The organism is Variovorax guangxiensis (genome assembly GCF_003952165.1).
In the GTDB taxonomy this organism is placed as follows: domain Bacteria; phylum Pseudomonadota; class Gammaproteobacteria; order Burkholderiales; family Burkholderiaceae_C; genus Variovorax; species Variovorax guangxiensis.
Window position 1 is genome coordinate 32813 of sequence record NZ_RXFT01000009.1, and the last position, 22191, is coordinate 55003.

At 69.5% G+C, this 22191-nt stretch carries 16 protein-coding genes; 10 read left to right on the plus strand and 6 right to left on the minus strand.

Annotated elements, in window-relative coordinates; genetic code table 11:
- Nucleotides 1-33 precede the first annotated feature (33 nt).
- Nucleotides 34-4500 (minus strand): hypothetical protein, encoded by a 4467-nt coding sequence (locus tag EJP67_RS33830; protein ID WP_240650731.1) that lies wholly within the window; start codon nt 4498-4500, stop codon nt 34-36.
- 304 nt (nt 4501-4804) lie between these two features.
- On the opposite strand from EJP67_RS33830, the gene EJP67_RS20585 reads away from it, so the two are divergent.
- Nucleotides 4805-5239 carry a DUF1841 family protein gene (locus EJP67_RS20585; protein ID WP_019656213.1) on the plus strand — a complete coding sequence of 145 codons (435 nt, stop codon included), beginning with the start codon at nt 4805-4807 and terminating at the stop codon, nt 5237-5239.
- On the opposite strand, the gene EJP67_RS20590 is transcribed toward EJP67_RS20585, so the two are convergent.
- Nucleotides 5236-6228, minus strand: a complete 993-nt coding sequence (locus tag EJP67_RS20590; protein ID WP_126023573.1) for a LysR substrate-binding domain-containing protein — start codon at nt 6226-6228, stop codon at nt 5236-5238. The two genes, EJP67_RS20585 and EJP67_RS20590, sit on opposite strands and share 4 nt — an antisense overlap.
- A 124-nt stretch (nt 6229-6352) precedes the next feature.
- Here EJP67_RS20590 and pcaH point away from each other — a divergent pair, with 124 nt between their 5' ends.
- Both pcaH and pcaG read left to right on the plus strand, forming a co-directional pair.
- A complete protein-coding gene (pcaH, locus tag EJP67_RS20595) occupies nt 6353-7066 on the plus strand; it encodes a protocatechuate 3,4-dioxygenase subunit beta (protein WP_126023806.1) in 714 nt (237 codons plus the stop codon).
- A 21-nt stretch (nt 7067-7087) separates the two neighbouring features.
- Entirely contained in the window at nt 7088-7690 is a 603-nt protein-coding gene (gene pcaG / locus EJP67_RS20600) for a protocatechuate 3,4-dioxygenase subunit alpha (RefSeq protein ID WP_206169539.1), read from the plus strand.
- 80 nt (nt 7691-7770) lie between these two features.
- On the opposite strand, the gene EJP67_RS20605 is transcribed toward pcaG, so the two are convergent.
- A complete protein-coding gene (locus EJP67_RS20605; protein WP_126023575.1) occupies nt 7771-8463 on the minus strand; it encodes a c-type cytochrome in 693 nt (230 codons plus the stop codon).
- 160 nt (nt 8464-8623) lie between these two features.
- Here EJP67_RS20605 and EJP67_RS20610 point away from each other — a divergent pair, with 160 nt between their 5' ends.
- The 7 genes from EJP67_RS20610 (at nt 8624) to EJP67_RS20640 (ending at nt 18196) form a co-directional block, all read left to right on the plus strand.
- Nucleotides 8624-9478 (plus strand): AAA family ATPase, encoded by an 855-nt coding sequence (locus EJP67_RS20610; RefSeq protein ID WP_126023576.1) that lies wholly within the window; start codon nt 8624-8626, stop codon nt 9476-9478.
- A 4-nt stretch (nt 9479-9482) separates the two neighbouring features.
- Nucleotides 9483-9728, plus strand: a complete 246-nt coding sequence (locus EJP67_RS20615; RefSeq protein ID WP_126023577.1) for a hypothetical protein — start codon at nt 9483-9485, stop codon at nt 9726-9728.
- 26 nt (nt 9729-9754) lie between these two features.
- Nucleotides 9755-10342: a GNAT family N-acetyltransferase gene (locus EJP67_RS20620; RefSeq protein ID WP_126023578.1), complete on the plus strand. Its 588-nt coding sequence runs from the start codon at nt 9755-9757 to the stop codon at nt 10340-10342.
- Between the two features lie 21 nt (nt 10343-10363).
- Nucleotides 10364-11551, plus strand: a complete 1188-nt coding sequence (locus tag EJP67_RS20625; protein WP_126023579.1) for a vWA domain-containing protein — start codon at nt 10364-10366, stop codon at nt 11549-11551.
- A gap of 63 nt (nt 11552-11614) precedes the next feature.
- Entirely contained in the window at nt 11615-13564 is a 1950-nt protein-coding gene (locus tag EJP67_RS20630; RefSeq protein WP_126023580.1) for an autotransporter assembly complex protein TamA, read from the plus strand.
- A 14-nt stretch (nt 13565-13578) separates the two neighbouring features.
- Nucleotides 13579-17646: a translocation/assembly module TamB domain-containing protein gene (locus EJP67_RS20635; RefSeq protein WP_126023581.1), complete on the plus strand. Its 4068-nt coding sequence runs from the start codon at nt 13579-13581 to the stop codon at nt 17644-17646.
- A gap of 235 nt (nt 17647-17881) precedes the next feature.
- A complete protein-coding gene (locus tag EJP67_RS20640) occupies nt 17882-18196 on the plus strand; it encodes a hypothetical protein (protein WP_126023582.1) in 315 nt (104 codons plus the stop codon).
- Here EJP67_RS20640 and EJP67_RS20645 read toward each other — a convergent pair.
- The 3 genes from EJP67_RS20645 to fdhF are packed head-to-tail and all read right to left on the minus strand — an operon-like array spanning nt 18141 to nt 22144.
- Nucleotides 18141-18389 (minus strand): formate dehydrogenase subunit delta, encoded by a 249-nt coding sequence (locus EJP67_RS20645; protein ID WP_126023583.1) that lies wholly within the window; start codon nt 18387-18389, stop codon nt 18141-18143. The genes EJP67_RS20640 and EJP67_RS20645 overlap by 56 nt on opposite strands.
- Before the next feature lie 40 nt (nt 18390-18429).
- Nucleotides 18430-19254, minus strand: coding sequence for a formate dehydrogenase accessory sulfurtransferase FdhD (gene fdhD / locus EJP67_RS20650; RefSeq protein ID WP_165909673.1), 825 nt, complete (start codon nt 19252-19254; stop codon nt 18430-18432).
- 19 nt (nt 19255-19273) lie between these two features.
- Entirely contained in the window at nt 19274-22144 is a 2871-nt protein-coding gene (fdhF, locus tag EJP67_RS20655) for a formate dehydrogenase subunit alpha (protein WP_126023585.1), read from the minus strand.
- Between the last annotated feature and the right edge of the window lie 47 nt (nt 22145-22191).

Consider the following 22191-nt stretch of genomic DNA (forward strand, 5'->3'; position numbering starts at 1 on the left):
CCTTCTTGTGTTCTTGCTTCCGGTGTCCGCCGATCAGCCCAGCAGGCCGTGGAGGATGTTCGTCACCGGCGAAACCGTGTGCTCCACCAGGCTGGTGATCGGCGTCACGACTTCCGTCACCAGCGGGGTGACGGCATGTTCGACGCCGCTCGTCACGTTGCTGACGGCATCCGTCACCGGGGCAGCCGCCGTCGTGGCGCCAGCCAGGATGTCGGTCACCGGCGCCGTCACGTCGTGCGCCGCGCTGGTCGCATTCGAGACGATCGGCGAGACGGCATCGGTCACGCCGCCAGCGACTTCGCTCACGGGCTGCAGGATGTTCGCCACCGGGCTGTCGCCACCGGTCAGGCCGCCGAGCAGGCTGCCCACCAGGCCGTCCTGGCCCAGGAGGCTGCCGACGAGGCCGTCGTTGCCGAGCACGCCATCCAGCAGGCCGCCCGTGTCGCCACCGGTCACGGTGCCGAGCAGGCCGCCAACCAGGCCGTCGCTGCCGAGCACGCCGTCGAGCAGGCCGCCAGCGTCGCCGCCGGTCACGGTGCCGAGCAGGCCACCGACAAGGCCGTCGCTGCCGAGCACGCCGTCCAGCAGACCGCCAGCGTCGCCGCCGGTCACGGTGCCGAGCAGGCCACCGACAAGGCCGTCGCTGCCGAGCACGCCGTCCAGCAGACCGCCAGCGTCGCCGCCGGTCACGGTGCCGAGCAGGCCACCGACCAGGCCGTCGCTGCCGAGTACGCCATCCAGCAAGCCGCCAGCGTCGCCGCCGGTTACGGTGCCGAGCAGGCCACCGACGAGGCCGTCGCTGCCGAGTACGCCATCCAGCAGGCCGCCAGCGTCGCCGCCGGTCACGGAACCGAGCAGGCCGCCGACCAAGCCGTCGCTGCCGAGTACGCCATCCAGCAGGCCGCCAGCGTCGCCGCCGGTCACGGTGCCGAGCAGGCCGCCGACCAGGCCGTCGCTGCCGAGCACGCCATCCAGCAGACCGCCAGCATCGCCGCCGGTCAGACCACCCAGCAGACCGCCGACAAGGCCGTCGTCACCGAGCACACCGTCGAGCAGGCCGCCGGCGTCGCCACCGGTCAGGCCACCCAGCAGGCCACCGACCACGCCGTTGTCGCCGAGGATGCCGTCGAGCAGACCGCCAGCATCGCCGCCGGTCAGGCCACCCAGCAGGCCGCCGACCACGCCGTTGTCGCCGAGAACGCCGTCGAGCAGACCACCAGCGTCGCCACCGGTCAGGCCACCCAGCAGACCACCGACCACGCCGTTGTCGCCGAGGACGCCGTCGAGCAGGCCGCCGGCGTCGCCACCGGTCAGACCACCCAGCAGGCCACCGACCACGCCGTTGTCGCCGAGAACGCCGTCGAGCAGACCACCAGCGTCGCCACCGGTCAGGCCACCCAGCAGGCCGCCGACCAAGCCGTCGTCGCCGAGGACGCCACCGAGCAGACCGTCGTCACCCAGCACGCCGCCGAGCAGGCCACCATCGCCACCGAGCACGCCGCCCAGCAGGCCGTCGTCACCCAGCACACCACCGAGCAGGCCGCCGTCGCCACCGAGCACACCGCCCAGCAGGCCGTCGTCACCCAGCACGCCGCCAAGCAGACCGCCGTCGCCGCCGAGCACACCGCCCAGCAGGCCGTCGCCGGACAGGACGTTGGCCACGCCGTCGGTCAGGTAGTCGACTTGCGCCGTGACGCCGTTCAGCAGCGCGGCCGTCGTGTTCGTGCCGAGCAGCTGGTCGGTCAGCGGGCTCAGCAGGCCGGAGGCACCGCTGGCCACCTGGCCGACGAGGCCGTCGACCGGGTCGAGCACGTTGGGATCGTTTTCCGAGAAGCTGGTGCCGAGCACCGGGCCCAGCAAGCCGTCGACCGTGTCGGTCAGGCCGTCGGCGACGCCTACCACCGGTCCGAGCACATTGGTCAGGCCGAGCCCGCCCAGCGCGCCTTGGCCCAGGCCGTCCACCAGGTTGCCGAGCACGCCGTCGGCCGGGTCGAGCAGCGCCGCGCCGGTACCGGGGGTGCCGCCACCGCCGATGCCGTCCAGCAGACCGCCGAGCAGGCCGCCGACGATGCCGTCTTCACCCAGCAGGCCACCGACCGGGCCCTCTTCGCCCAGCACGCCGCCGACCAGGCCGTCCGGCCCGAGCAGGCCGCCGGCGATGCCGCCGTCGCCGAGCACGCCGCCCAGCAGGCCATCGTCACCGAGCAGGCCGCCGACAAGACCGTCGTCGCCGAGCAGGCCGCCCACGAGGCCGTCGCCGCCCAGCAGGCCGCCGACCAGGCCGTCATCGCCCAGCACGCCGCCCAGGAGGCCATCGCCACCGAGCAGGCCACCGGCGAGTCCGTCGTCACCCAGCACGCCGCCGAGCAGGCCGTCATTGCCGAGCACGCCGCCCAGCAAGCCGTCGCCGCCCAGGACACCGCCGAGCAGGCCGTCGTTGCCGAGCACGCCGCCAACGAGGCCGTCGTCACCCAGCAGGCCGCCGACCAGGCCGTCGTCGCCGAGCACGCCATCGAGCGCACCGCCGAGCAGGCCGCCTTCGCCACCGAGCAGGCCGCCCAGCGGGCTGTCGGCGAGGATGCCGGAGATGGCGCCGTCCTGGCCGAGCAGGCTGTCGACCAGGCCGCCGTGGCCCAGCAGTTCGCCGGTGAGGCCGCCGCTGCCGAGCACGTTGGAAAGGGTGCCGTCGCCGCCCAGCAGGCCGCCGACCAGGCCGTCGTTGCCGAGCAAGCCACCCACCGCGCTGCCGTCGCCGAGCAGGCCGCCCAGCAGGCCGTCGTCACCCAGCAGGCCGCCGGTCAGGCTGCCCACGGCGCCGTCGCCGAGCAGGCCGCCCACGACGCCGTCGCTGCCCAGCACGTTGCCGAGCACGCCACCCAGGGCGCTGTCTTCACCGAGCAGGCCGCCGACGACGCCGTCCTGGCCGAGCAGGCCGCCGACCAGGCCGTCCTCGGCCAGCAGGCCGTTCACGAGGCTGCCCTCGCCCAGCACGTTGTCGAGCGTGCCGCCCAGCAGGCCGTCGTTGCCCACGAGCTGGTCGGTGAGGCCGCCGAGTCCGAGGGCATCGGTCAGGCCGCTGATGATGCCGTGGTCGCCGACGAGGTTGGTCAGGCCGTTGTCCAGCGCGTCGGTCAGGTAGTCGACCTGGCCCGCCACCGTGCCGAGGATGGCGCCGGTCGCGCCCTGGCCCAGCAGGTTGTCGAGCGTGGGGCTCAGCGAGTCGCCCAGCAGGTCGGTGACGCCGCTCACGGTGTTGTCGATCGGGTCGAACTGGTTGGGGTCGTTCGGCGTGAACTCGCTGCCCAGCAGCGGAGCCAGCACGTCGTCGAGCGTATCGGTCACGCCATCGACCGCGTTGGTGACCGGGGTGAGCGAGTCGCCCAGGCCGAGTGCGCCGCCAAGGCTGTCGGTGACGTGGTTGACGAGGCTGTCGCCGGGGTTGAGGAGGGCGTCTGCGTCTGCGTCTGCGTCGGCATCGGCATCGGCATCGGCATCGGCATCGGCGTCCGCATCAGCGTCGGCGTCCGCATCAGCGTCGGCGTCCGCATCGGCGTCGGCGTCGGCGTCCGCGTCGGCATCGGCGTCCGCATCGGCGTCGGCGTCGGCGTCGGCGTCGGCGTCCGCGTCGGCATCGGCGTCCGCATCGGCGTCGGCGTCCGCATCGGCGTCGGCATCCGCATCAGCGTCGGCATCAGCGTCAGCGTCAGCGTCTGCATCAGCGTCGGCATCGGCATCGGCATCGGCATCGGCATCGGCATCGGCGTCAGCATCGGCGTCGGCGTCGGCGTCGGCATCAGCGTCCGCATCGGCGTCACCGTCCGCATCCGCATCGGCATCGGCGTCCGCATCCGAGTCGGCGTCCGCGTCGGATTCGCCGGGGTTGTTCGGGTTGCCCGAGCCGACGAGCAGCGGAACGACGCTGTCGCTGCCGCCGCCACCGCCGCTCAGGGCAGCGCCCAGCGCCGCGGCGCCCAGGGCGCCGAGTGCGAATTCGCCCAGCCCGATGCCACTGCCGGCAGCGAGCTTCTTGGTGACGGCCAGTGCAGCGGCGTCGGCGTCGCTGTCGGGCGGGGTCACCTGCAGGTCGCCCGAGGCGACATCCACGTTCACCTGTTCGAGGCCGCCGGGCAGCTTGGTCGAGCCGATGGTGGCGTCGGTGCCGCCGGTGAACACACCTGCGAGCGGGGCCTTGTTGGTGGCCGATCCGGGGAAGAGGACATTGGCGTGGCCGTCCTGCGGGACGAGCACGCGGTCGCCGGCCATCAGTGTCTGATTGCCATCGACGGGAATGCTGACACCGTCGCGCATGACGGTGACGCCGGGCGTGGCGTTCGATAATGTGCCGATGCTGGCCGGGGCGGCAGCTGCGGCAGGAGCGGCCGGGCTCACCACGCCGGGAGTACCCAGCGGAGTGACGGTGGCCTGGGCGAGAACCACAGGGGCAGCGCCAGCGGCGGCAAGTCCCTCGGTCGAGTTGGTCGATGCTTGTTGAGCGGTCATTGGGCAGCCTCTGTGACAAAAGATGCCTACTCAGGGGCAACTAGCGTGCCGCTTTTGCGAGGCGCCATGCCGAAGCTGCCTCGAACACCGCAACTCGTTGATTCGTATGGAAAATTTTCTTTTTGCAGGGCCTCCGGCGGGGTGTGGAAACAGCTCGTAAGGAGGTCAATCGGCGATTCGTTACGTTACGAAGTAACGCCGCGTACCCGGAACGTCCGACACATCCGAGGCACCGCGAAGCCGCCGAAAAAGCAGTTCGCGCCGGCCCCTCCCTCTCATCTTTTCGCCACCTCTATATAGATATATGTTCAACCCCTCCCAGGAAGACGTGCGCCGCTTCTTCTGCGACGTCTACGCCAAGCACCGCCAGGGCCTGCCGATGGAAGCGCTCGAGACCATCGCCGCCGGCTGGATCGACCAGCACCCCGAGTACCACGAAGATCTGGCCGACGCCGACGCGGCGGTGGCGCGCGTGTACGACGGCTCGAACGGACGCGAGAACCCGTTCCTTCACCTGTCGATGCACCTGTCGATCAGCGAGCAGTGCTCCATCGACCAGCCGCGCGGCATCCGCCAGGCGGTCGAACTGCTGGCGGCTCGGCGCGGCTCGCTGCTGCATGCGCATCACGAGGCGATGGAGTGCCTCGGGCAGATGATGTGGGAGAGCCAGCGCGCCGGCCGGCCGCCGGATGGCGAGGGCTACGTGGCCTGCGTGCAGCGCCGGGCGACGAAGGACTAGCCGCCGCGCTTGCGCTTTGCCGTGGGAGGCACGGCCCCCTGCTGCTTCGCCGCCTCGCGCAGCAGCGCGGCCATGGCGGCTCGCAGGGCCGAGGGCTCGGCATCGCTGCGCTGCAGCAGTCCGACCGGCTCTTCCGTGCCGGCCGTCTCGATGCGCAGCCGCACGAGGCGCCCATCGTCCAGTTCGCCGCGCGCGGCGCCCAGCGGCGTGATCCACACCGCATCGGACACCGCCACCAGCGCGCGCGCCACCGCCACGTCGAGCGTCTGCAGCGTGTTGGCCGGCAGCACCAGCCCACGCGCTGAAAGAAAGCTCTCGGTGTTGTGGCGCGGGATCGTGCCCTCGCCGTACACCACCAGTGGATAGGCCAGCACCGCCTGCACCGACACCGCCTTGTGCGCCAGCGGATGGCCCGCGCGCACCGCGAACACCAGCGCCTCGGTGTGCAGCAGCTCGAAGCTCAGGCCGCCCATCAGGCGCGGATCGCTCATGCGGCCCACCACCAGGTCGAGCTCGCCGGCGCGCAGCTCGTCGAGCAGCGCGGCGTTGGCAGCGCTCTTCACCACGATCTGCACCGAGGGACGGCTGTCGCGCAGCCGCGCCAGCGCCTGCGGCAGCAGGGCCGGCGCCACGCTGGGCAGCGCGCCGATGCGCAGCCGCTCGATGCGCTCTCCCGCTGCCGGCGCCACGGCCTGCGCACTGGCGTCCAGCGCCTCCAGCACGCGCAGCGCGTGCGCGAGCAGCTGTTCGCCGGCAGCCGTGAGGCCCTGCACGCCGCGCCGCCCGGCGTTGCTGCGCTCGACCAGCCGCGTGCCGGCAATGGCCTCGAGCTCGGACAGCGTCTTCGACACCGCGGGCTGGCTCAGCGCCAGCCGCCCGGCGGCGCGCGCGAGATGGCGCTCCTGCGCCACCGTGACGAAGCAGCGCAGGTGCCGCAGTTGCACATTGCGCACGAAGTCCTGGCGAAGATCGGTGAGGGGGTCTTTCAAGTGGGGGCTTTCAATTCCTGCCGGTTATTGAAAACGTAGCAATCTTCAATTTACATCATCGGATGCCGCTCCTAAAGTTGCGGCTTCCGGATTCGTCCCACGACAGGAGACAACGTTGACCAAGATCCAGGGCCCCTCGCCCATCCTCACCCCGCGCGACTGGGATGCCCACCCCAGCTACATCTACCCCGGCTACAAGTCCACCGTGAAGCGCGGCCCGCAGAAGCCGCTGATTCCGCTGAAGGCCTCGCTCGGCGAACTGCAGCAGCCGGTGTACGGCCACGACAGCATCGGCGAGTTCGACCACGACCTCACGCGCAATGCGCGCAAGAACGGCGAGCCGCTGGGCGAACGCATGATCCTCACCGGCCAGGTGCTCGACGAGCGCCGCCGCCCGGTGGTCAACACGCTGGTCGAGCTGTGGCAGGCCAACGCCGCCGGCCGCTACGTGCACAAGGTCGACCAGCACGACGCGCCGCTGGACCCCAACTTCCTCGGCGCCGGCCGCTGCCTCACCGACAGTGAAGGCCGCTACCGCTTCCTCACCATCAAGCCCGGCGCCTACCCCTGGGGCAACCACCCCAACGCCTGGCGTCCGCAGCACATCCACCTGTCGCTGTTCGGCCAGAGCTTCGCGAGCCGCCTGGTCACGCAGATGTACTTCCCCGGCGACCCGCTGCACCAGTACGACCCGATGATCACCGGCACCCCCGAGCGCTACCGCAACCGCCTGATCGCCGACTTCAGCCTCGACATCACCGAGGACGGCTACGCACTGGGCTACCAGTTCGACATCGTGCTGCGCGGCGCCGACGAGACCCCTTTCGAGAACCGCTGAGCCAGGAGACACACCATGCTGATGACCGCACTGGAAGCCGACTTCGGCCAGACCCCCTCGCAGACCGTGGGCCCCTACTTCGCCTACGGCCTCACCGCCACGCAATACGGCTACGACTTCGACCAGCCCTTCGACGCCGTGCTCGCGCTCGACAGCGCCAAGGGCCAGCGCATCCGCCTCGAAGGCCGCGTGCTCGACGGCGACGGCAACCCGATCAACGACGCGATGGTCGAGATCAGCCAGCCCGACGGCGAAGGCCGCTATCCGCAGACGCCCGAAGAGGCGCGCGCCATGGGCTTTCGCGCCTTCGGCCGCGTCGGCACCGGCACGCACGAGGGCAACCGCTTCGTGTTCCACACCGTCAAGCCCGGCGCCGAGTCGCCCGGCGAGGCACCGCACATCAACGCGATCGTGCTGATGCGCGGCCTGCTGCTGCATGCCTTCACGCGCATCTACTTCAGCGACGAGGCCGAGGCCAACGCGAAGGACGCGGTGCTGCAGAGCGTGCCGGCCGACCGCCGCCACACGCTGATCGCCGAGCGCGTGGAGCAAGGCGGCGCCGTCACCTACCGCTTCGACATCCGCATGCAGGGTGCGGACGAGACGGCGTTCTTCGACGTCTGATCCACCTGATCTCTCAGGGAAATCCCGGACACAAAAAAGCCCGCTGACGCGGGCTTTTTTTCTGGAAGCGCTCGGCCTGCTTATTCGGCGCCGTGGTGGATGCGCGACTCGGGCACCGTCTTCAGCTCGCCCGGCAGCGAGCTGATGTAGCTGGCCAGCGTCTTGAGTTCGGCGTTGGTGAACTTCTTCTCCTCGACCTGCTGGCCCATCACAGCGTTCGAACGGCCCAGGTGCGAGTTGTTCTTCACGCGGTACGACTTGAGCGCGACGAAGAGGTAGTCGGCATGCTGGCCGGCCAGCTTGGGCACGGTGCCGTCGTTGGGCGTGTTGAAGTTGGCGCCGTGGCACTTGGTGCAGCTGTTGTCGGCGTTGCGGGTGATGAGGGCCTCCACGTTGGCCGGCGTGGGCTTGGCCAGCGTGGCGGGAGGTGCGCTGCCGTCCTTCAGGCCGAGCTGGCTGTAGTAGGCGGCGACGTCGGCGATGTCCTGGTCGGTGAGCGTGTCCGCGATGGCGCGCATGGTGGGATGCTTGCGGTCGCCGCCCTTGTACGCGGTGAGCGCTGCCGTGATGTACGTGGCGCTCTGGCCAGCGATCATCGGCACCTTGTGAATCTCCGGGAAGCTGGCCTGGTAGCCGATGATGCCGTGGCAGCCCACGCACATCTGTACCTTCTTTGCTCCGTCCTGGGCCTTGCCAGTGACTTGTTGGGCTTCAGCCGAGACCGTCACGGAAGCGACAGCAAGGGCAAACATCGTGGTCAACAACTTGTTCATTTTGCGCGCACAATCTCGTGGAGAGTACAGTTTTTCGGATCAACATTCGATTATATGCAGGGGTCCCCTGGAACCCTGTGCAGGCCAACCCTGAGGCTGCACGACGCACATCGGGTGTGTTCTTTTCTCCACCCCAGCCTTCGCTCCACCCATCGCACTCATGAAATTCCAGGGCTCAGACAACTACGTCGCCACTCAGGACCTGATGCTCGCCGTCAACGCGGCCATCACGCTCAAGCGCCCGCTGCTCGTCAAGGGCGAGCCCGGCACGGGCAAGACCATGCTGGCCGAGGAAGTGGCCCAATCGCTCGGACTGCCGCTTCTGCAGTGGCACATCAAGTCGACCACCAAGGCGCAGCAGGGCCTGTATGAATACGACGCCGTGAGCCGCCTGCGCGACTCGCAGCTCAAGGACCTCGACGGCGGCGAGCGCGTGAGCGACATCAACAACTACATCGTCAAGGGCGTGCTCTGGCAGGCCTTCACGGCCGACCAGCCGGTGGCGCTCCTGATCGACGAGATCGACAAGGCCGACATCGAATTCCCGAACGACCTGCTGCGCGAGATCGACCGCATGGAGTTCTACTGCTACGAGACGCGCGAACTCATCCGCGCCAAGCACCGGCCGGTGGTGTTCATCACCTCCAACAACGAGAAGGAACTGCCCGACGCCTTCCTGCGCCGCTGCTTCTTCCACTACATCAAGTTCCCCGACGCCGAGACGATGAAGCACATCGTCGCCGTGCACTTCCCCGGCCTCAAGCAGGAGCTGCTCGCGGCCGCGATGAAGACTTTCTACGACGTGCGCAACCTGCCCGGCCTGAAGAAGAAGCCCTCCACCTCCGAGCTGCTCGACTGGCTCAAGCTGCTGGTGGCCGAGGACATCCCTCTCGAAGCGCTGCAGAGCAAGGACGACAAGGTCGCGGTGCCGCCGCTGGTGGGCGCGCTGCTCAAGAACGAACAGGACGTGACGCTCTTCGAGAAGCTCGTCTTCATGCAGCGCAACAACCGCTGAACCCATGAGCGGCCAGAAACACTCAACCAGGCAGCTCATGAAGCTGGGCATCGCCCAGGCGGTGCTGTTCATGGTGGGCGCGATGCTCGGTCGGGGGCTCGGGCTGCTGCTGGGCCTCGACGCCTTCGGCAGCGGCGAATACAACAAGCGAGAGCTCATCGGCATCGCGCTGATCGGCCTGGGCGGAGGTGCCGGTGCACAGGCCGCGCGCGTCTGGTACGTGCACAAGTACGGCGATCCGCGCGGCTGAAGAATCACGAAGAGAAGGTGCTGAAGATGGCGTTCGTCGAACCTGTCACGCTGAAGGCGCGCGGCCTCGCGCTGGTGCCGCTCTCGCTCGCGCACGAAGAAGGCCTTCGCGCCGCTGCCGCCGACGGCGAGCTGTGGAAGCTGCGCGTGACCTCCGTGCCCGAGCCGGAGAACACCCGCGCCTACATCGAGACCGCGCTCAAGACCGCCGACCGCTTCGCCTTTGCGGTGACCGACGAGGCCACCGGCACCGTGCTCGGCTCCACCAGCTACCACGACATCCTGAGCGCGGTGAAGCGCGTGGAGATCGGCTACACGTGGTACGCCGCGCGCTGCCAGCGCACGCACGTCAACACCACCTGCAAGCTGCTGCTGCTCGCGCATGCCTTCGACGCACTGGGCTGCAACGTGGTGGGCTGGCGCACCGACAACTTCAACTTCGCCTCGCAGCGCGCCATCGAGCGCCTGGGCGCGAAGAAGGACGGCGTGATCCGCGGCCACGCGATGCGCCGCGACGGCACCATCCGCGACACCGTCATGTACAGCCTGCGCGCGGGCGAGTGGCCCGAGGTGAAGGCGCAGCTGTTGTACCTGCTCGACAAGCCGCGCGGCTGAAAGAAACACAAGGAGCACCCCATGCTCATCGACTTCTTCTACACCCTGCGCTCGGCCAAGCTGCCGGTGTCGGTCAAGGAATACCTCACGCTGCTGGAGGCCCTGCAGGCCGACGTGGTGGGCCCGAACTCCGACGGCGCCTACGGCATCGACGACTTCTACTACCTCTCGCGCACCGCGCTGGTGAAGGACGAGAAGCACTACGACAAGTTCGACCGCGCCTTCGCCGCCTACTTCAAGGGCGTGGAGATGCTGACCGACTTCACCAAGGAAGTGCCGCTCGACTGGCTGCGCAAGACGCTGGAGCGCGAGTTCACGGCGGAAGAGAAGGCCAAGATCGAGAAGATGGGCTGGGACGAGCTCATGGAAACGCTCAAGAAGCGCTTCGAGGAGCAGAAGGAGCGCCACGAGGGCGGCAGCAAGTGGATCGGCACCGGCGGCACCGCGCCCTTCGGCAACGGCGGCTACAACCCGCAAGGCATCCGCATCGGCGGGGCGGGCAAGAACCGCAGCGCCGTGAAGGTGTGGGACCAGCGCGCCTACAAGGACTACGACGACACGCAGGAACTGGGCACGCGCAACATCAAGGTCGCGCTGCGCCGGCTGCGCAAGTTCGCGCGCGAGGGCCATGACGAGGAACTGGACCTCGACGACACCATCCACTCCACCGCCGCCAACGCCGGTTTCCTCGACATCAAGATGCGGCCGGAGCGCCACAACAACGTCAAGGTGCTGCTGCTGATGGACGTGGGCGGCACGATGGACGAGCACATCCAGCGCGTGGAGGAGCTGTTCTCGGCCGTGAAGACCGAGTTCAAGCACCTGGAGTTCTTCTACTTCCACAACTGCGTGTACGACTTCATGTGGAAGAACAACAAGCGCCGCTTCTCCGAGAAGTTCGCCACCTGGGACATCCTGCGCAAGTACAACAAGGACTACAAGCTCATCTTCGTCGGCGACGCGACCATGAGCCCCTACGAGATCCTGCAGCCCGGCGGCAGCGTCGAATACAACAACGAGGAAGCCGGCGCCGAGTGGATCCAGCGCCTCACGCACGCCTTCCCGAAGTTCGCGTGGATCAACCCAGAGCCGCAGGGCGTGTGGCAGTACCGCCAGAGCATCGCGGTGATGCAGCAGCTGATGTCCAACCGCATGTACCCCCTCACCCTGCGCGGGCTCGAGGAGGCGATGCGCATGCTGTCCAAGTAGGACGATGCCGCCGATCCGGCGGGGCCTTCAGGAACCGGCCGGGCTTGCTGTCAGAATCCGCCCATGGTCAGGGCGGTTCCTGTTTCTTCGCCGGCGTGGTGGCCGGCTTTGTTTTTGTGCGGCGTCCTGCTCTTGCAAGGCTGCAGCCTGCTGCCGAAAAAGGAATCCGCCGAAGAAAACAAATCCGTGGCCGGCCTCGTGCGCAGCGGCGCGGCGGGTGCCGGCACCACCGGTGCCGACAAGGAAGAGAAGGAAGGCGGCGGCAGGAAGGCCGGTGACAAGCGCGACGCCTTCACCGTCGACGTGCGCGGCCCCGAAGCCGTGCGCGACTACCTCAAGCTGCATCTCGAAATACAGCGCTACCGCGAGCTCGACGACCTCGGCGCGACCGAGATCTCCCGCCTCATGGTGGCCGCCGAAGCCAATGCCCGCGAGCTGCTCGGCACGCTCGGCTACTTCACGCCCACGCTGACGCTCGAACTCAACGAGACGCCGCAGGGCGAAAAGGCTCCGCGCGAGATCGTCATCAACGTCTCGCCCGGCGAGCTCACCAAGGTGAGCAACGTGCAGATCAGCTATGCCGGCCCCATCGCCGACGACCCGGCCGCCGAGTCGCAGCGCGACACCATCCGCACCGCCTGGGCCCTGCGCGCCGGCCAGCCCTTCACCCAGCAGGCCTGGGACGACGCGAAGACCACCGCGCTGCGCAGCCTCACGGCGAAGCGCTTTCCCACGGGCAGCATCGCGATCAGCCGCGCCGAGGTGGATGCCGACCGCAGCGAGGCCCGCCTGAGCGTCACCTACCAGTCGGGCCCGGCCTACAAGTTCGGGCCGCTGGTGCTGCGCGGCATCCAGCGCTACGACCCCGACGGCGCGCGCCGCATCGCGCGCCTGCCCAGCGGCCAGGACTACGACCAGCAGAAGCTGCTCGACGCCCAGCAGCGCCTGGCCAGCAGCGGCTACTACGACTCGGTGTTCCTCACGCTCGACACCGACGGCGGCAACCCGCTGGCCGCGCCCGTCATCGCGCAGCTGCGCGAGGCGCCGCTGCAGAAGGTGGTGCTGGGCGTGGGCTTCACCACCGACAACGGCCCGCGCCTGTCGATCGACCACATCCACAACCAGGTGCCGCTGCTGGGCTGGCGCGCCGTCTCGCGGCTGTCGGTGGACAACGACATCAAGTCGCTGTCCACCGAGCTGAAGGCCATTCCCGACGACCGCGGCTGGCGCTGGTTCGCGGGCGCGGAGCTCAAGAGCGAGCAGTCGGGCAGCTACGTGGTCGACAGCGGCCGGCTGCGCGGCGGGCGCAGCAAGTCGGGCGACCACATCGACCGCAGCTATTTCCTGCAGTACGACTACGCGCAGAACCGCGGCACCAACGCGCCGCCCTCGGCCTCGGCCGTGACGGCCAACTGGGGCTGGACCGGGCGCTACTTCGACGACAACTCCGCCCCCTCGCGCGGCTACGGCCTCGCGCTGGAGGTGGCTGCCGGCTACACGCTCACCGGCGAGCAGGTGCCCTTCACGCGCACCTACGCGCGCTGGCTCGGCGTGCTGCCGCTGGGCTCGGCCGAGGACAAGGAGCTGCGCGCGCGCCGCAGCCGCCTGCAGCTGCGCGTGGAGGCCGGCGCGGTATCGGCGAAAGACAGCGCGCAGATCCCCTCCACGCTGATGTTCCTGACCGGCGGCGACACCACCGTGCGCGGCTACAGCTACAAGCAGATCGGCACCGTGCGCCCCGACGGCACCACCGTCGCCGGCCGCTACCTCGGCGTGGCCAGCGTGGAGTGGCAGCGCCCCTTCGTCTACAACAACAAGCTCACCGAATGGGAGAGCGTGGTGTTCGTCGATGCCGGCGCAGTGGCCGACAAGCCCGGCGAGCTCAAGCCCAAGGTGGGCGTGGGCGTGGGCGCGCGCTGGCGCAGCCCGGTCGGGCCGGTGCAGGCCGACCTGGCCTACGGCGTGGACTCGAAGAAGTTCCGCCTGCACTTCCGCCTCGGCTTCACCTTCTGACGCAGGCCACGCAGATGCAGACCGACGACCAGAAGCCTACGCCGCCCTTGCCTCCCCGCCGTTCGCGCGCGCGGCGCGCGGTGCGCGCCCTGGCCTGGACTGTCGCCGGCCTGTTGCTGGCCGTGATGCTGCTGGCCGCAGGCGCATGGTGGTGGCTGGGCTCGAATACCTCGCTCGCCTTCGCGCTCGCGCAGGCGGCGCAGCGGCTGCCGGCCGGCCAGACGCTGGAGAGCCGCGACGTGAGCGGCTCGCTGCGCACCGGCGGCCACATCGGCTGGCTCAGGTACCAGAGCGACAGCATCGCCGTGGAGGTGAACGACGCCACCATCGGCTGGCAGTTCGCGCCGCTGTTACAGCGCAAGGTGCAGCTCGGCGAGGTGCATGCGAAGCAGGTGCTGATCGAGAAGCGCGGTGCGCCCAGTGACAGGCCCACCGAGCCGCTCGAGCAGCTCGCGCTGCCTGTGGAGGTCGATCTGCCCTTCCGCATCGACGAGCTGCGCTGGGCCGGCCCGCCCGTGCTGCAGGCACTCAATCTGTCGGGCAGCTACAGCTACAAGGCCGCGGAACACGCGCTGGAGGTCAAGGGCGTGGACATCGCCAGCGGCCACTACAGCGCCCGCGTGAAGCTGCAGGGCCCCGCGCCGATGGCCATCGACGCCGCGCTCGACGGCCGCGTGAAGGCGCCGCTGGCCGAGGACCACGACATCGACGTGCTGGCCGCCGCCACCGTCAAGGGCACGCTCGCCGGCACCGGCGCGCGGCTGCAGGTGGCGGCCGAGCTTAAGCCGGCAAAGGAGAACGCCGACGCCCCCATGGAAGCCAGCCTGCACGCGCAGATCGCGCCCTGGCTGCCCCAGCCGGTGATCGACGCGAAGGCCGACCTGCGCAACGTCGACGCATCGAGCCTGTGGCCCGGTGCGCCCGAAACGCGGCTCACCGGCACCGTCGAACTGCAGCCCGATGCCGACACCGGCCCCGCCGCGTGGAAGGCCTCGGCCGACATCCGCAACGCCCTGCCCGGCCCGTGGGACAAGGAGAAGCTGCCGCTCGAACAGCTGCTGGCCAGGGTCGGCTTCGACGGCACCAGCTGGACAATTTCCGAAGCCACCGTGCGCGCGGGCGGCGGGCGCATCGATGCGGCCGGCAAGTGGAGCCCGGCGCCCTCGCCCTGGCAGGCGCAGGCCACCGTGCGGGGCGTGCGGCCCGCGGCGCTCCACAGCGAGCTTGCGGGCGCGCCGGTCAGCGGACAGATCAAGGCCGAGCAGAAGGACAGCACCATCGCCTTCGACGCCAGCCTGCGCGCCGAAGGCGGCGGCGCGGGCAGCAAGGCCCTGCCCGGCTTCGCGCTCGACCGCGCGCTGGCACAGGGCCAGTGGAAGGACCAGGTGCTCGACTTGCGCACGCTGCGCATCGATGCGCAGCGCGCCAGCGTCGATGGCCGCCTGCAGGTGCGCGTGGCCGAGCAGGCCGCCAGCGGCAAGCTGGCCCTCGCCCTGCCCGGCGGCAGCGCGCAGGTCGAAGGCCGCATCGCGCCCGATTCGGGCAGCGGCGAGATCAAGGCCGCCATCGACGACGCCGACACCGTGCAGCGCTGGGTGCAGGGCCTGCCGGGGATGTCGAAGATGTTCGCGAACGCGGGCGCCAAGGGCTCGGCGAAGCTCGATGCCAGCTGGCAGGGTGGCTGGCGCACCATCCAGCGCCGGCTGGAAAACCCCAACGCCCCCGCCCCGCGCGGCGTCGCCGAACCGAGCCTGAAGGCCGCACTCTCTGTGCCGCGCCTCGACCTCACACTGCCCTCCGAGCAGCCCGGCGCAACGAACACCGACATCCAGCTGCGCAACCTGCAGGCCGATCTGGCCGGCAGCCTCGCGCAGGCCACGCTCGCATTGAAGGGCGAGGCCGCCACCGGCACGCAGAAGTTCGACATCGACACCCGCGCCAGCGGCGGCATCGCCGGTGCCGGCCAGTGGCGCGCGGCGCTGGCCAGCCTGAAGCTGCAGGCGCAAGACAGCGCCCGCCCCGGCGCGCCATGGGTGCTGGAGCTGGGCCGCGAAGTCACCGCCACCATCCGGACCGCGAGCGGCAATGCGCCGCGCCTCGACGTGGAAGCCTCCGCCGCCTCGGCCACGCTGCGAGGCCCCGTACCGGGCACGGTGCGCATCGACTGGCAGCCGCTGCGCTTCAGCCAGAGCGGCGCGGCGCCCAACCGAGTGTTCCGCGTGCAGTCCAAGGGCCAGCTGCAGGGCCTGCCCATGGCCTGGGCCAGCGCGCTCGGCGCCAATACCGCGCTCGGCGAATACGGCATCAGCGGCGACCTGATGTTCAACGGCGACTGGGACATCGACGCGGGCGACACGCTGCACGCCAAGGCCCGCCTCGCGCGCCAGAGCGGCGACATCCGCGTGCAGGCCGGCGAGGCCGCGCTGGTCACGCGCATCACCAGCACCGGCACCGGCACCGCGAGCGAGCGCACGATGAATTCCGCCTCGGCCAGCGGCGACGCGCCCAGCACGCCGGCCGGCCTGCGCCAGGCCGAGCTGCGCCTGGATGCCGACGGCGACGCCGTGCGCGCCGTTCTCGCGTGGGACAGCGAACGCGCCGGCAAGATCGACGCGCAGCTCGACACCCGCGTGCAGCAGCGCGCCGGCGGCTGGCAGTGGGCGCCCGACGCGCCGCTGGGCGGCACCATCAAGGCCATGCTGCCGAACCTGGGCGTGTGGTCGATGCTTGCGCCGCCGGGCTGGCGCATCGCCGGCACGCTGGACGCCAACGCCACGCTCTCGGGCAACCGCGCCGCGCCGCGCTGGAACGGCACGCTGGGCGCCGACAAGCTCGCGCTGCGCGCGCCGGTCGAAGGGCTGGACCTGCGCGACGGCCGGCTGCGCGCCACGCTCACCGGCGAGCGCATCGAGATCACCGAATTCACGCTCAAGGGCGGCGCCGGCAGTTCGGCGCGCATCGGCGGCCAGAGCGGCAACCGCAGCACCGCCGCCAGCGAGGCCCGCACCGACGGCGGCACCCTTTCAGCCAGCGGCGAGCTCGCCTGGGGCCCGGCCAGTGGCTCGGCCTCCGGCATCCGCATGGCGCTGCAGGGCCAGCTGCGCGCACTGCGCGTGCTGGTGCGCACCGACCGGCAGGTCACGCTCTCGGGCGACCTGCAGGCGCGGCTGGACAACGGCCAGTTCACCGTGCGCGGCAAGCTCAGGACCGACCGCGCCGTCATCATCCTGCCCGACGAGACCGCGCCCAGCCTGGGCAGCGACGTCGTCGTGCGCTCCGCCGCCAAGGACCGCGAGGCCGCCGAGGCGGCGAAGCGCGAGGCCGCCCGCGCCGACGCACAGGCCGCGAAGCCGCAGACCGCCAAGCCGCCGGACATCACCGTCGAGTTCGACCTGGGCGACGACTTCGCGGTGCAGGGCCGCGGCATCACCACGCGCCTCGAAGGCAACCTCGAGATCCGCAGCACCCGGCTCGATGCGCCGCCGCGCATCACCGGCGAGGTGAAGACGGTGAAGGGCCAGTACCGCGCCTACGGCCAGCAGCTCGACGTGGAGACCGGCATCGCGCGCTTCAACGGCCCCTTCGACAACCCGGCGCTCGACATCCTCGCGATCCGCCCCAACCTCTCGCAGCGCGCGGGCGTGCAGATCACCGGCACCGCGCAGTCGCCGCGCGTGAAGCTGTATTCGGAGCCGGCGCTGTCCGATGCCGAGACGCTCTCATGGGTCGTGCTGGGCCGCGCCTCGGCCACCAGCGGCGGCGAATCGGCGCTGCTGCAGCAGGCCGCGCTGTCGCTGCTCGGCAAGATCGGCGGCGCCTCCACCGGCGGCAGCCTCGCGAGCCGCTTCGGCCTCGACGAACTCGGCTTCAAGGGCCCGGGCGACGGCGGCGACCTGCGCGAATCGGCAGTGACGCTTGGCAAGCGCCTGTCGAAGGACTTCTACATCACCTACGAGCGCAGCATCGGCGGCACCTTCGGCACCCTCTTCATCTTCTACGACCTGACGACGCGCCTCACCCTGCGCGGCCAGGCCGGACAGACGAGCGGCCTCGACCTCATCTACACGGTGAAGTACGACTGAAGCGGGAACGGGAGCGGACAGCCGAACGCAGAGGTCGCGAAGGTTGCGCGAAAGTCGCAAAAGGAAAACCAGAAAATGGTTTTCTGTCTCTTCTGCGGCCTCTGCGTAGCTTTTGTATTTCTTCTGCGTTCGGCTGTCCGATCCCTTCCCCCGGCCCGCTCCCGACTTCGGCCTTGACCCGCGTCTTGCGCGCGTGATAAGAACCGTGCCTCGCCTTCACCGAGGAGCGACCACGATGAAAAGAGTTGGAGACAAGGGCGAGAGCCTTCGGAACTTTCCAGATGGCTCTCGGACATCCGCCCCGCCGGGGCTCTCGCGCATCGCCCTCACGCGAGGCGCATTGCGCGGCACGATCGCGCTGATCGCGGGCCTCGCGCTCGTGGCGTCCGTTCCCTACTGGGGCGGCATGCACTTTCCCGTCACCAGCCTCGTGATCTACGTCGCGGGCATGGTGTTCATCGCGATGCCGCTGTGCCTCTACTACGAGTCCCTGCTCATGGCGCAGGCAGCAGCGTCGCCCGATGGCTGCGAAGTGCCGATGCCACGATAGGCATCAGCTGCGGCGTCTTGCCCGCATCGAAATCGCGCAGCAGCTGGATGCGCATGCTCGGTGCCCAGAACGACTTCAGGTGCGCGGCAATGGCCTGCGTGGCCGCGCCCGCGTCGCTGGGCGACTGCGCCTGGAAGAAGCTGCCGATCTGGTTGGCCATCTTCACGAGTTGCGCCGATTGATCGTGCTCCATTTGGTTTCCGGAAAGTTGTAGCGTTGAAAAAGGAAACGGCTCAGCGCAGCCGCTGAGGGTGGCTGTACACGCCCAGATCTTCCTGCCGCACGAAGCCCACCAGCGTGAGCCCCGCGCGCTGCGCCGTGGTCACCGCGAACGAGGTCGGTGCCGACACGGCGGCCAGCAGCGGCGCGCCGGCCATCGCGGCCTTCTGCACCATCTCGAAGCTCGCGCGGCTGGTGACGGCGATGAAACCGCCGGACGCATCGACGTCGTTGGCCGCGAGCGCACCCACCAGCTTGTCGAGCGCGTTGTGGCGGCCCACGTCCTCGCGCAACCACATCACCTCGCCGTCGGGCGAACACCACGCCGCCGCGTGCACCGCGCCGGTGGCTTCCTGCAAGGTCTGCTGCGAAGGCAGCTGCGACATCGCCCGGCCGATGGCCTCGCGCTTGAAGCGCACGGCGGCATCGTCGCGCAGCATGGGAATCTCGCGCGACACCTGCGTGAGGCTTTCGGTGCCGCACAGGCCGCAGCCGGTGCGCCCGGCCATCGAGCGGCGGCGCTGCCTGAGGCGCGCGAAGGCCGCACCCGACACCTGCATGCGCACCGTGAAGCCCAGCGCCGACTGCTCGGCCTCCACCGAATAGAGCTCATGCGCCGCTTCGAGGATGCCCTCGCTCAGCGAGAAGCCGAGCGCGAAGTCTTCCAGGTCGAGCGGCGTCGCGAGCATCACCGCGTGCGAGATGCCGTTGTATTCGAGCGCGACCGGCACTTCCTCGGCCACCCAGTCCTGCACGTCGAAGGGCCGGCCGCCGCGCACGCCGTGCACGGGCAGCAGCTGCGCGCCTTCGCAGAAGCGGACCGTGTCTGCGGCCTGCATGGTCATGCGCGATGCATCCTCACTTGGCCGGCACCGTCTCGTTGCTCTGGTGCGAGGCGGCGGCGAGCAGGTCGTGCTGCGTCCGGTTGAAGCGGCTGTACTCCTGCTGCCATGCCGAAGGCTGCATCACCGGCGCCACCTGCACCGCCGTGACCTTGTATTCAGGGCAGTTAGTGGCCCAGTCGGAGTTGTCGGTGGTGATCACGTTGGCGCCCGACTCGGGGAAGTGGAAGGTGGTGTAGACCACGCCCGGCTGCACGCGCTCCGACACCGTGGCGCGCAGCACCGTCTCGCCCGCGCGGCTCTGGATGCCGACCCAGTCGCCTTCCTTCACGCCGCGTTCCTCGGCGTCGTGCGGATGGATCTCCAGCCGGTCCTCGCTGTGCCACTGGTTGTTCTCGGTGCGCCGCGTCTGCGCGCCCACGTTGTACTGCGAGAGGATGCGCCCGGTGGTCAGCAGCAGCGGGAACCTGCGCGTGACCTTCTCGTCGGTCGCCACGTACTGCGTGACGATGAACTTGCCCTTGCCGCGCACGAAGCGGTCGATGTGCATGGTGGGCGTGCCGTCGGGCGCGTTCTCGTTGCAGGGCCACTGGATGCTGCCGAGCTCGTCGAGGCGCTTGTAGCTCACGCCGTGGAAGGTGGGCGTGAGCGCGGCGATCTCGTCCATGATCTCTTCCGGGCTCTGGTAGTCCATCGGATAACCCAGGGCCTGCGCGAGCTTCACCGTCACTTCCCAGTCGGCATAGCCCGCCTTCGGCGGCATCACCTTGCGCACGCGCGAGATCCGGCGCTCGGCGTTGGTGAAGGTGCCGTCCTTCTCCAGGAAGGAGGAGCCCGGCAGGAACACGTGCGCGTACTTGGCGGTCTCGTTGAGGAAGATGTCCTGCACCACCACGCATTCCATGGCCATCATCGCGGCGGCCACGTGCTGGGTGTTCGGGTCGGACTGCACGATGTCCTCGCCCTCGCAGTAGAGGCCCTTGAAGCTGCCGCCGATGGCGGCGTCGAACATGTTGGGAATGCGCAGGCCCGGCTCGGGGTCGATCGGCACGCCCCAGGCGGCCTCGAACGCGGAGCGCGTGGTGCTGTCCGACACATGGCGGTAGCCCGGCAGCTCGTGCGGGAAGGAGCCCATGTCGCAGGAGCCCTGCACGTTGTTCTGGCCGCGCAGCGGGTTCACGCCCACGCCTTCCCTGCCCACGTTGCCGGTGACCATCGCGAGGTTGGCGATGCCCATCACGGTCGTCGAGCCCTGGCTGTGCTCGGTCACGCCCAGGCCGTAGTAGATGGCGGCGTTGCCGCCGGTGGCGAAGAGCCGTGCGGCCGCGCGCATCTCGGCGGCAGGCACGCCGGTGACCGCCTCGGTGGCCTCGGGCGACTGCTCGGGGCGCTCGACGTACGACTTCCATTCCTTGAACGAGGCCGTGTCGCAGCGCTCGGCCACGAACTCGTCGGCCATCAGCCCTTCGGTCACGATGACGTGCGCCAGCGCGGTGACCACCGCCACGTTGGTGCCGGGGCGCAGCTGCAGGTGGTGCGCAGCCTGGATGTGCGGCGACTTCACGATGTCGATGCGGCGCGGGTCGACCACGATCAGCTTCGCGCCCTGGCGCAGCCGCTTCTTCATGCGCGAGGCGAACACCGGATGCCCGTCGGTCGGGTTGGCGCCGATCACCATGATCACGTCGGCCTTGTCGACCGAGGCAAAAGTCTGCGTGCCCGCCGACTCGCCCAGCGTCTGCTTCAGGCCGTAGCCCGTGGGCGAATGGCACACGCGCGCGCAGGTGTCGACGTTGTTGTTGCCGAAGGCGGCGCGCACCAGCTTCTGCACGAGGTAGGTCTCCTCGTTGGTGCAGCGCGAGGATGTGATGCCGCCGATGGAGTCGCGGCCGTACTTGGCCTGCAGGCGCTTGAACTCGCTGGCCGCATAGCCGAGCGCGGTCTCCCAGCTCACCTCCTGCCACGGGTCGCTGATGTTCTTGCGGATCATCGGCTTGAGCATGCGGTCCTGGTGCGTGGCATAGCCCCAGGCGAAGCGGCCCTTCACGCAGGAGTGGCCTTCGTTGGCCTTGCCGTCCTTCCACGGCACCATGCGCACGACCTCGTTGCCCTTCATCTCGGCCTTGAACGAGCAACCTACGCCGCAGTAGGCGCAGGTGGTGATCACGCTGTGCTCGGGCTGGCCTAGCCAGATCACCGACTTCTCCTGCAGCGTCGCAGTGGGGCAGGCCTCGACGCAGGCGCCGCAGCTCACGCACTCCGAATCCATGAAGGCCTCGTCCTGGCCCGGCGACACGCGCGACTCGAAGCCGCGGCCGCTGATGGTCAGCGCGAAGGTGCCCTGCGTTTCCTCGCAGGCGCGCACGCAGCGGTTGCACACGATGCACTTCGAGGGGTCGTAGCTGAAGTACGGGTTCGACTCGTCCTTCTCGCTCTTGAGGTGGTTGGCGCCGTCGAAGCCGTAGCGCACGTTGCGCAGGCCGGTCACGCCCGCCATATCCTGCAGCTCGCAGTTGCCGTTCGCCGAGCAGGTGAGGCAGTCCAGCGGATGGTCGGAGATGTAGAGCTCCATCACGCCCTTGCGCAGCTCCTGCAGCCTCGGCGTCTGCGTGCGCACCTTCATGCCGGCTTCGGCGGGCGTGGTGCACGAGGCCGGGAATCCCCGGCGGCCCTCGATCTCGACCAGGCACAACCGGCACGAGCCGAAGGGCTCCAGGCTGTCGGTGGCGCAGAGCTTTGGCACCTGGATGCCCGCATCCACCGCCGCGCGCATCAGCGAGGTGCCCGCGGGCACCGTGACTTCGTTGCCGTCGATCTCCAGCGTCACCTCGCGCTCCGATTCGCGCTTGGGGGTGCCGTAGTCGATGTCCTTGAGATGGTTCAACATGTTGGGGGCTTTCACTGAGGCCTGAGGCAAATGCGGGAGCGGACATC

Excerpts from the sequence above, each read along its gene's own strand:
- pcaG (WP_206169539.1), top strand. The coding sequence starts at position 7,088 with ATGACCGCACTGGAAGCCGACTTCGGCCAGACCCCCTCGCAGACCGTG.
- fdhF (WP_126023585.1), bottom strand. The coding sequence starts at position 22,144 with ATGTTGAACCATCTCAAGGACATCGACTACGGCACCCCCAAGCGCGAA.
- EJP67_RS20635 (WP_126023581.1), top strand. The coding sequence starts at position 13,579 with ATGCAGACCGACGACCAGAAGCCTACGCCGCCCTTGCCTCCCCGCCGT.
- EJP67_RS20585 (WP_019656213.1), top strand. The coding sequence starts at position 4,805 with ATGTTCAACCCCTCCCAGGAAGACGTGCGCCGCTTCTTCTGCGACGTC.
- EJP67_RS20620 (WP_126023578.1), top strand. The coding sequence starts at position 9,755 with ATGGCGTTCGTCGAACCTGTCACGCTGAAGGCGCGCGGCCTCGCGCTG.
- EJP67_RS33830 (WP_240650731.1), bottom strand. The coding sequence starts at position 4,500 with ATGACCGCTCAACAAGCATCGACCAACTCGACCGAGGGACTTGCCGCC.
- EJP67_RS20630 (WP_126023580.1), top strand. The coding sequence starts at position 11,615 with ATGGTCAGGGCGGTTCCTGTTTCTTCGCCGGCGTGGTGGCCGGCTTTG.
- EJP67_RS20615 (WP_126023577.1), top strand. The coding sequence starts at position 9,483 with ATGAGCGGCCAGAAACACTCAACCAGGCAGCTCATGAAGCTGGGCATC.
- fdhD (WP_165909673.1), bottom strand. The coding sequence starts at position 19,254 with ATGCAGGCCGCAGACACGGTCCGCTTCTGCGAAGGCGCGCAGCTGCTG.
- EJP67_RS20610 (WP_126023576.1), top strand. The coding sequence starts at position 8,624 with ATGAAATTCCAGGGCTCAGACAACTACGTCGCCACTCAGGACCTGATG.
- EJP67_RS20605 (WP_126023575.1), bottom strand. The coding sequence starts at position 8,463 with ATGAACAAGTTGTTGACCACGATGTTTGCCCTTGCTGTCGCTTCCGTG.
- EJP67_RS20625 (WP_126023579.1), top strand. The coding sequence starts at position 10,364 with ATGCTCATCGACTTCTTCTACACCCTGCGCTCGGCCAAGCTGCCGGTG.
- EJP67_RS20640 (WP_126023582.1), top strand. The coding sequence starts at position 17,882 with ATGAAAAGAGTTGGAGACAAGGGCGAGAGCCTTCGGAACTTTCCAGAT.
- EJP67_RS20645 (WP_126023583.1), bottom strand. The coding sequence starts at position 18,389 with ATGGAGCACGATCAATCGGCGCAACTCGTGAAGATGGCCAACCAGATC.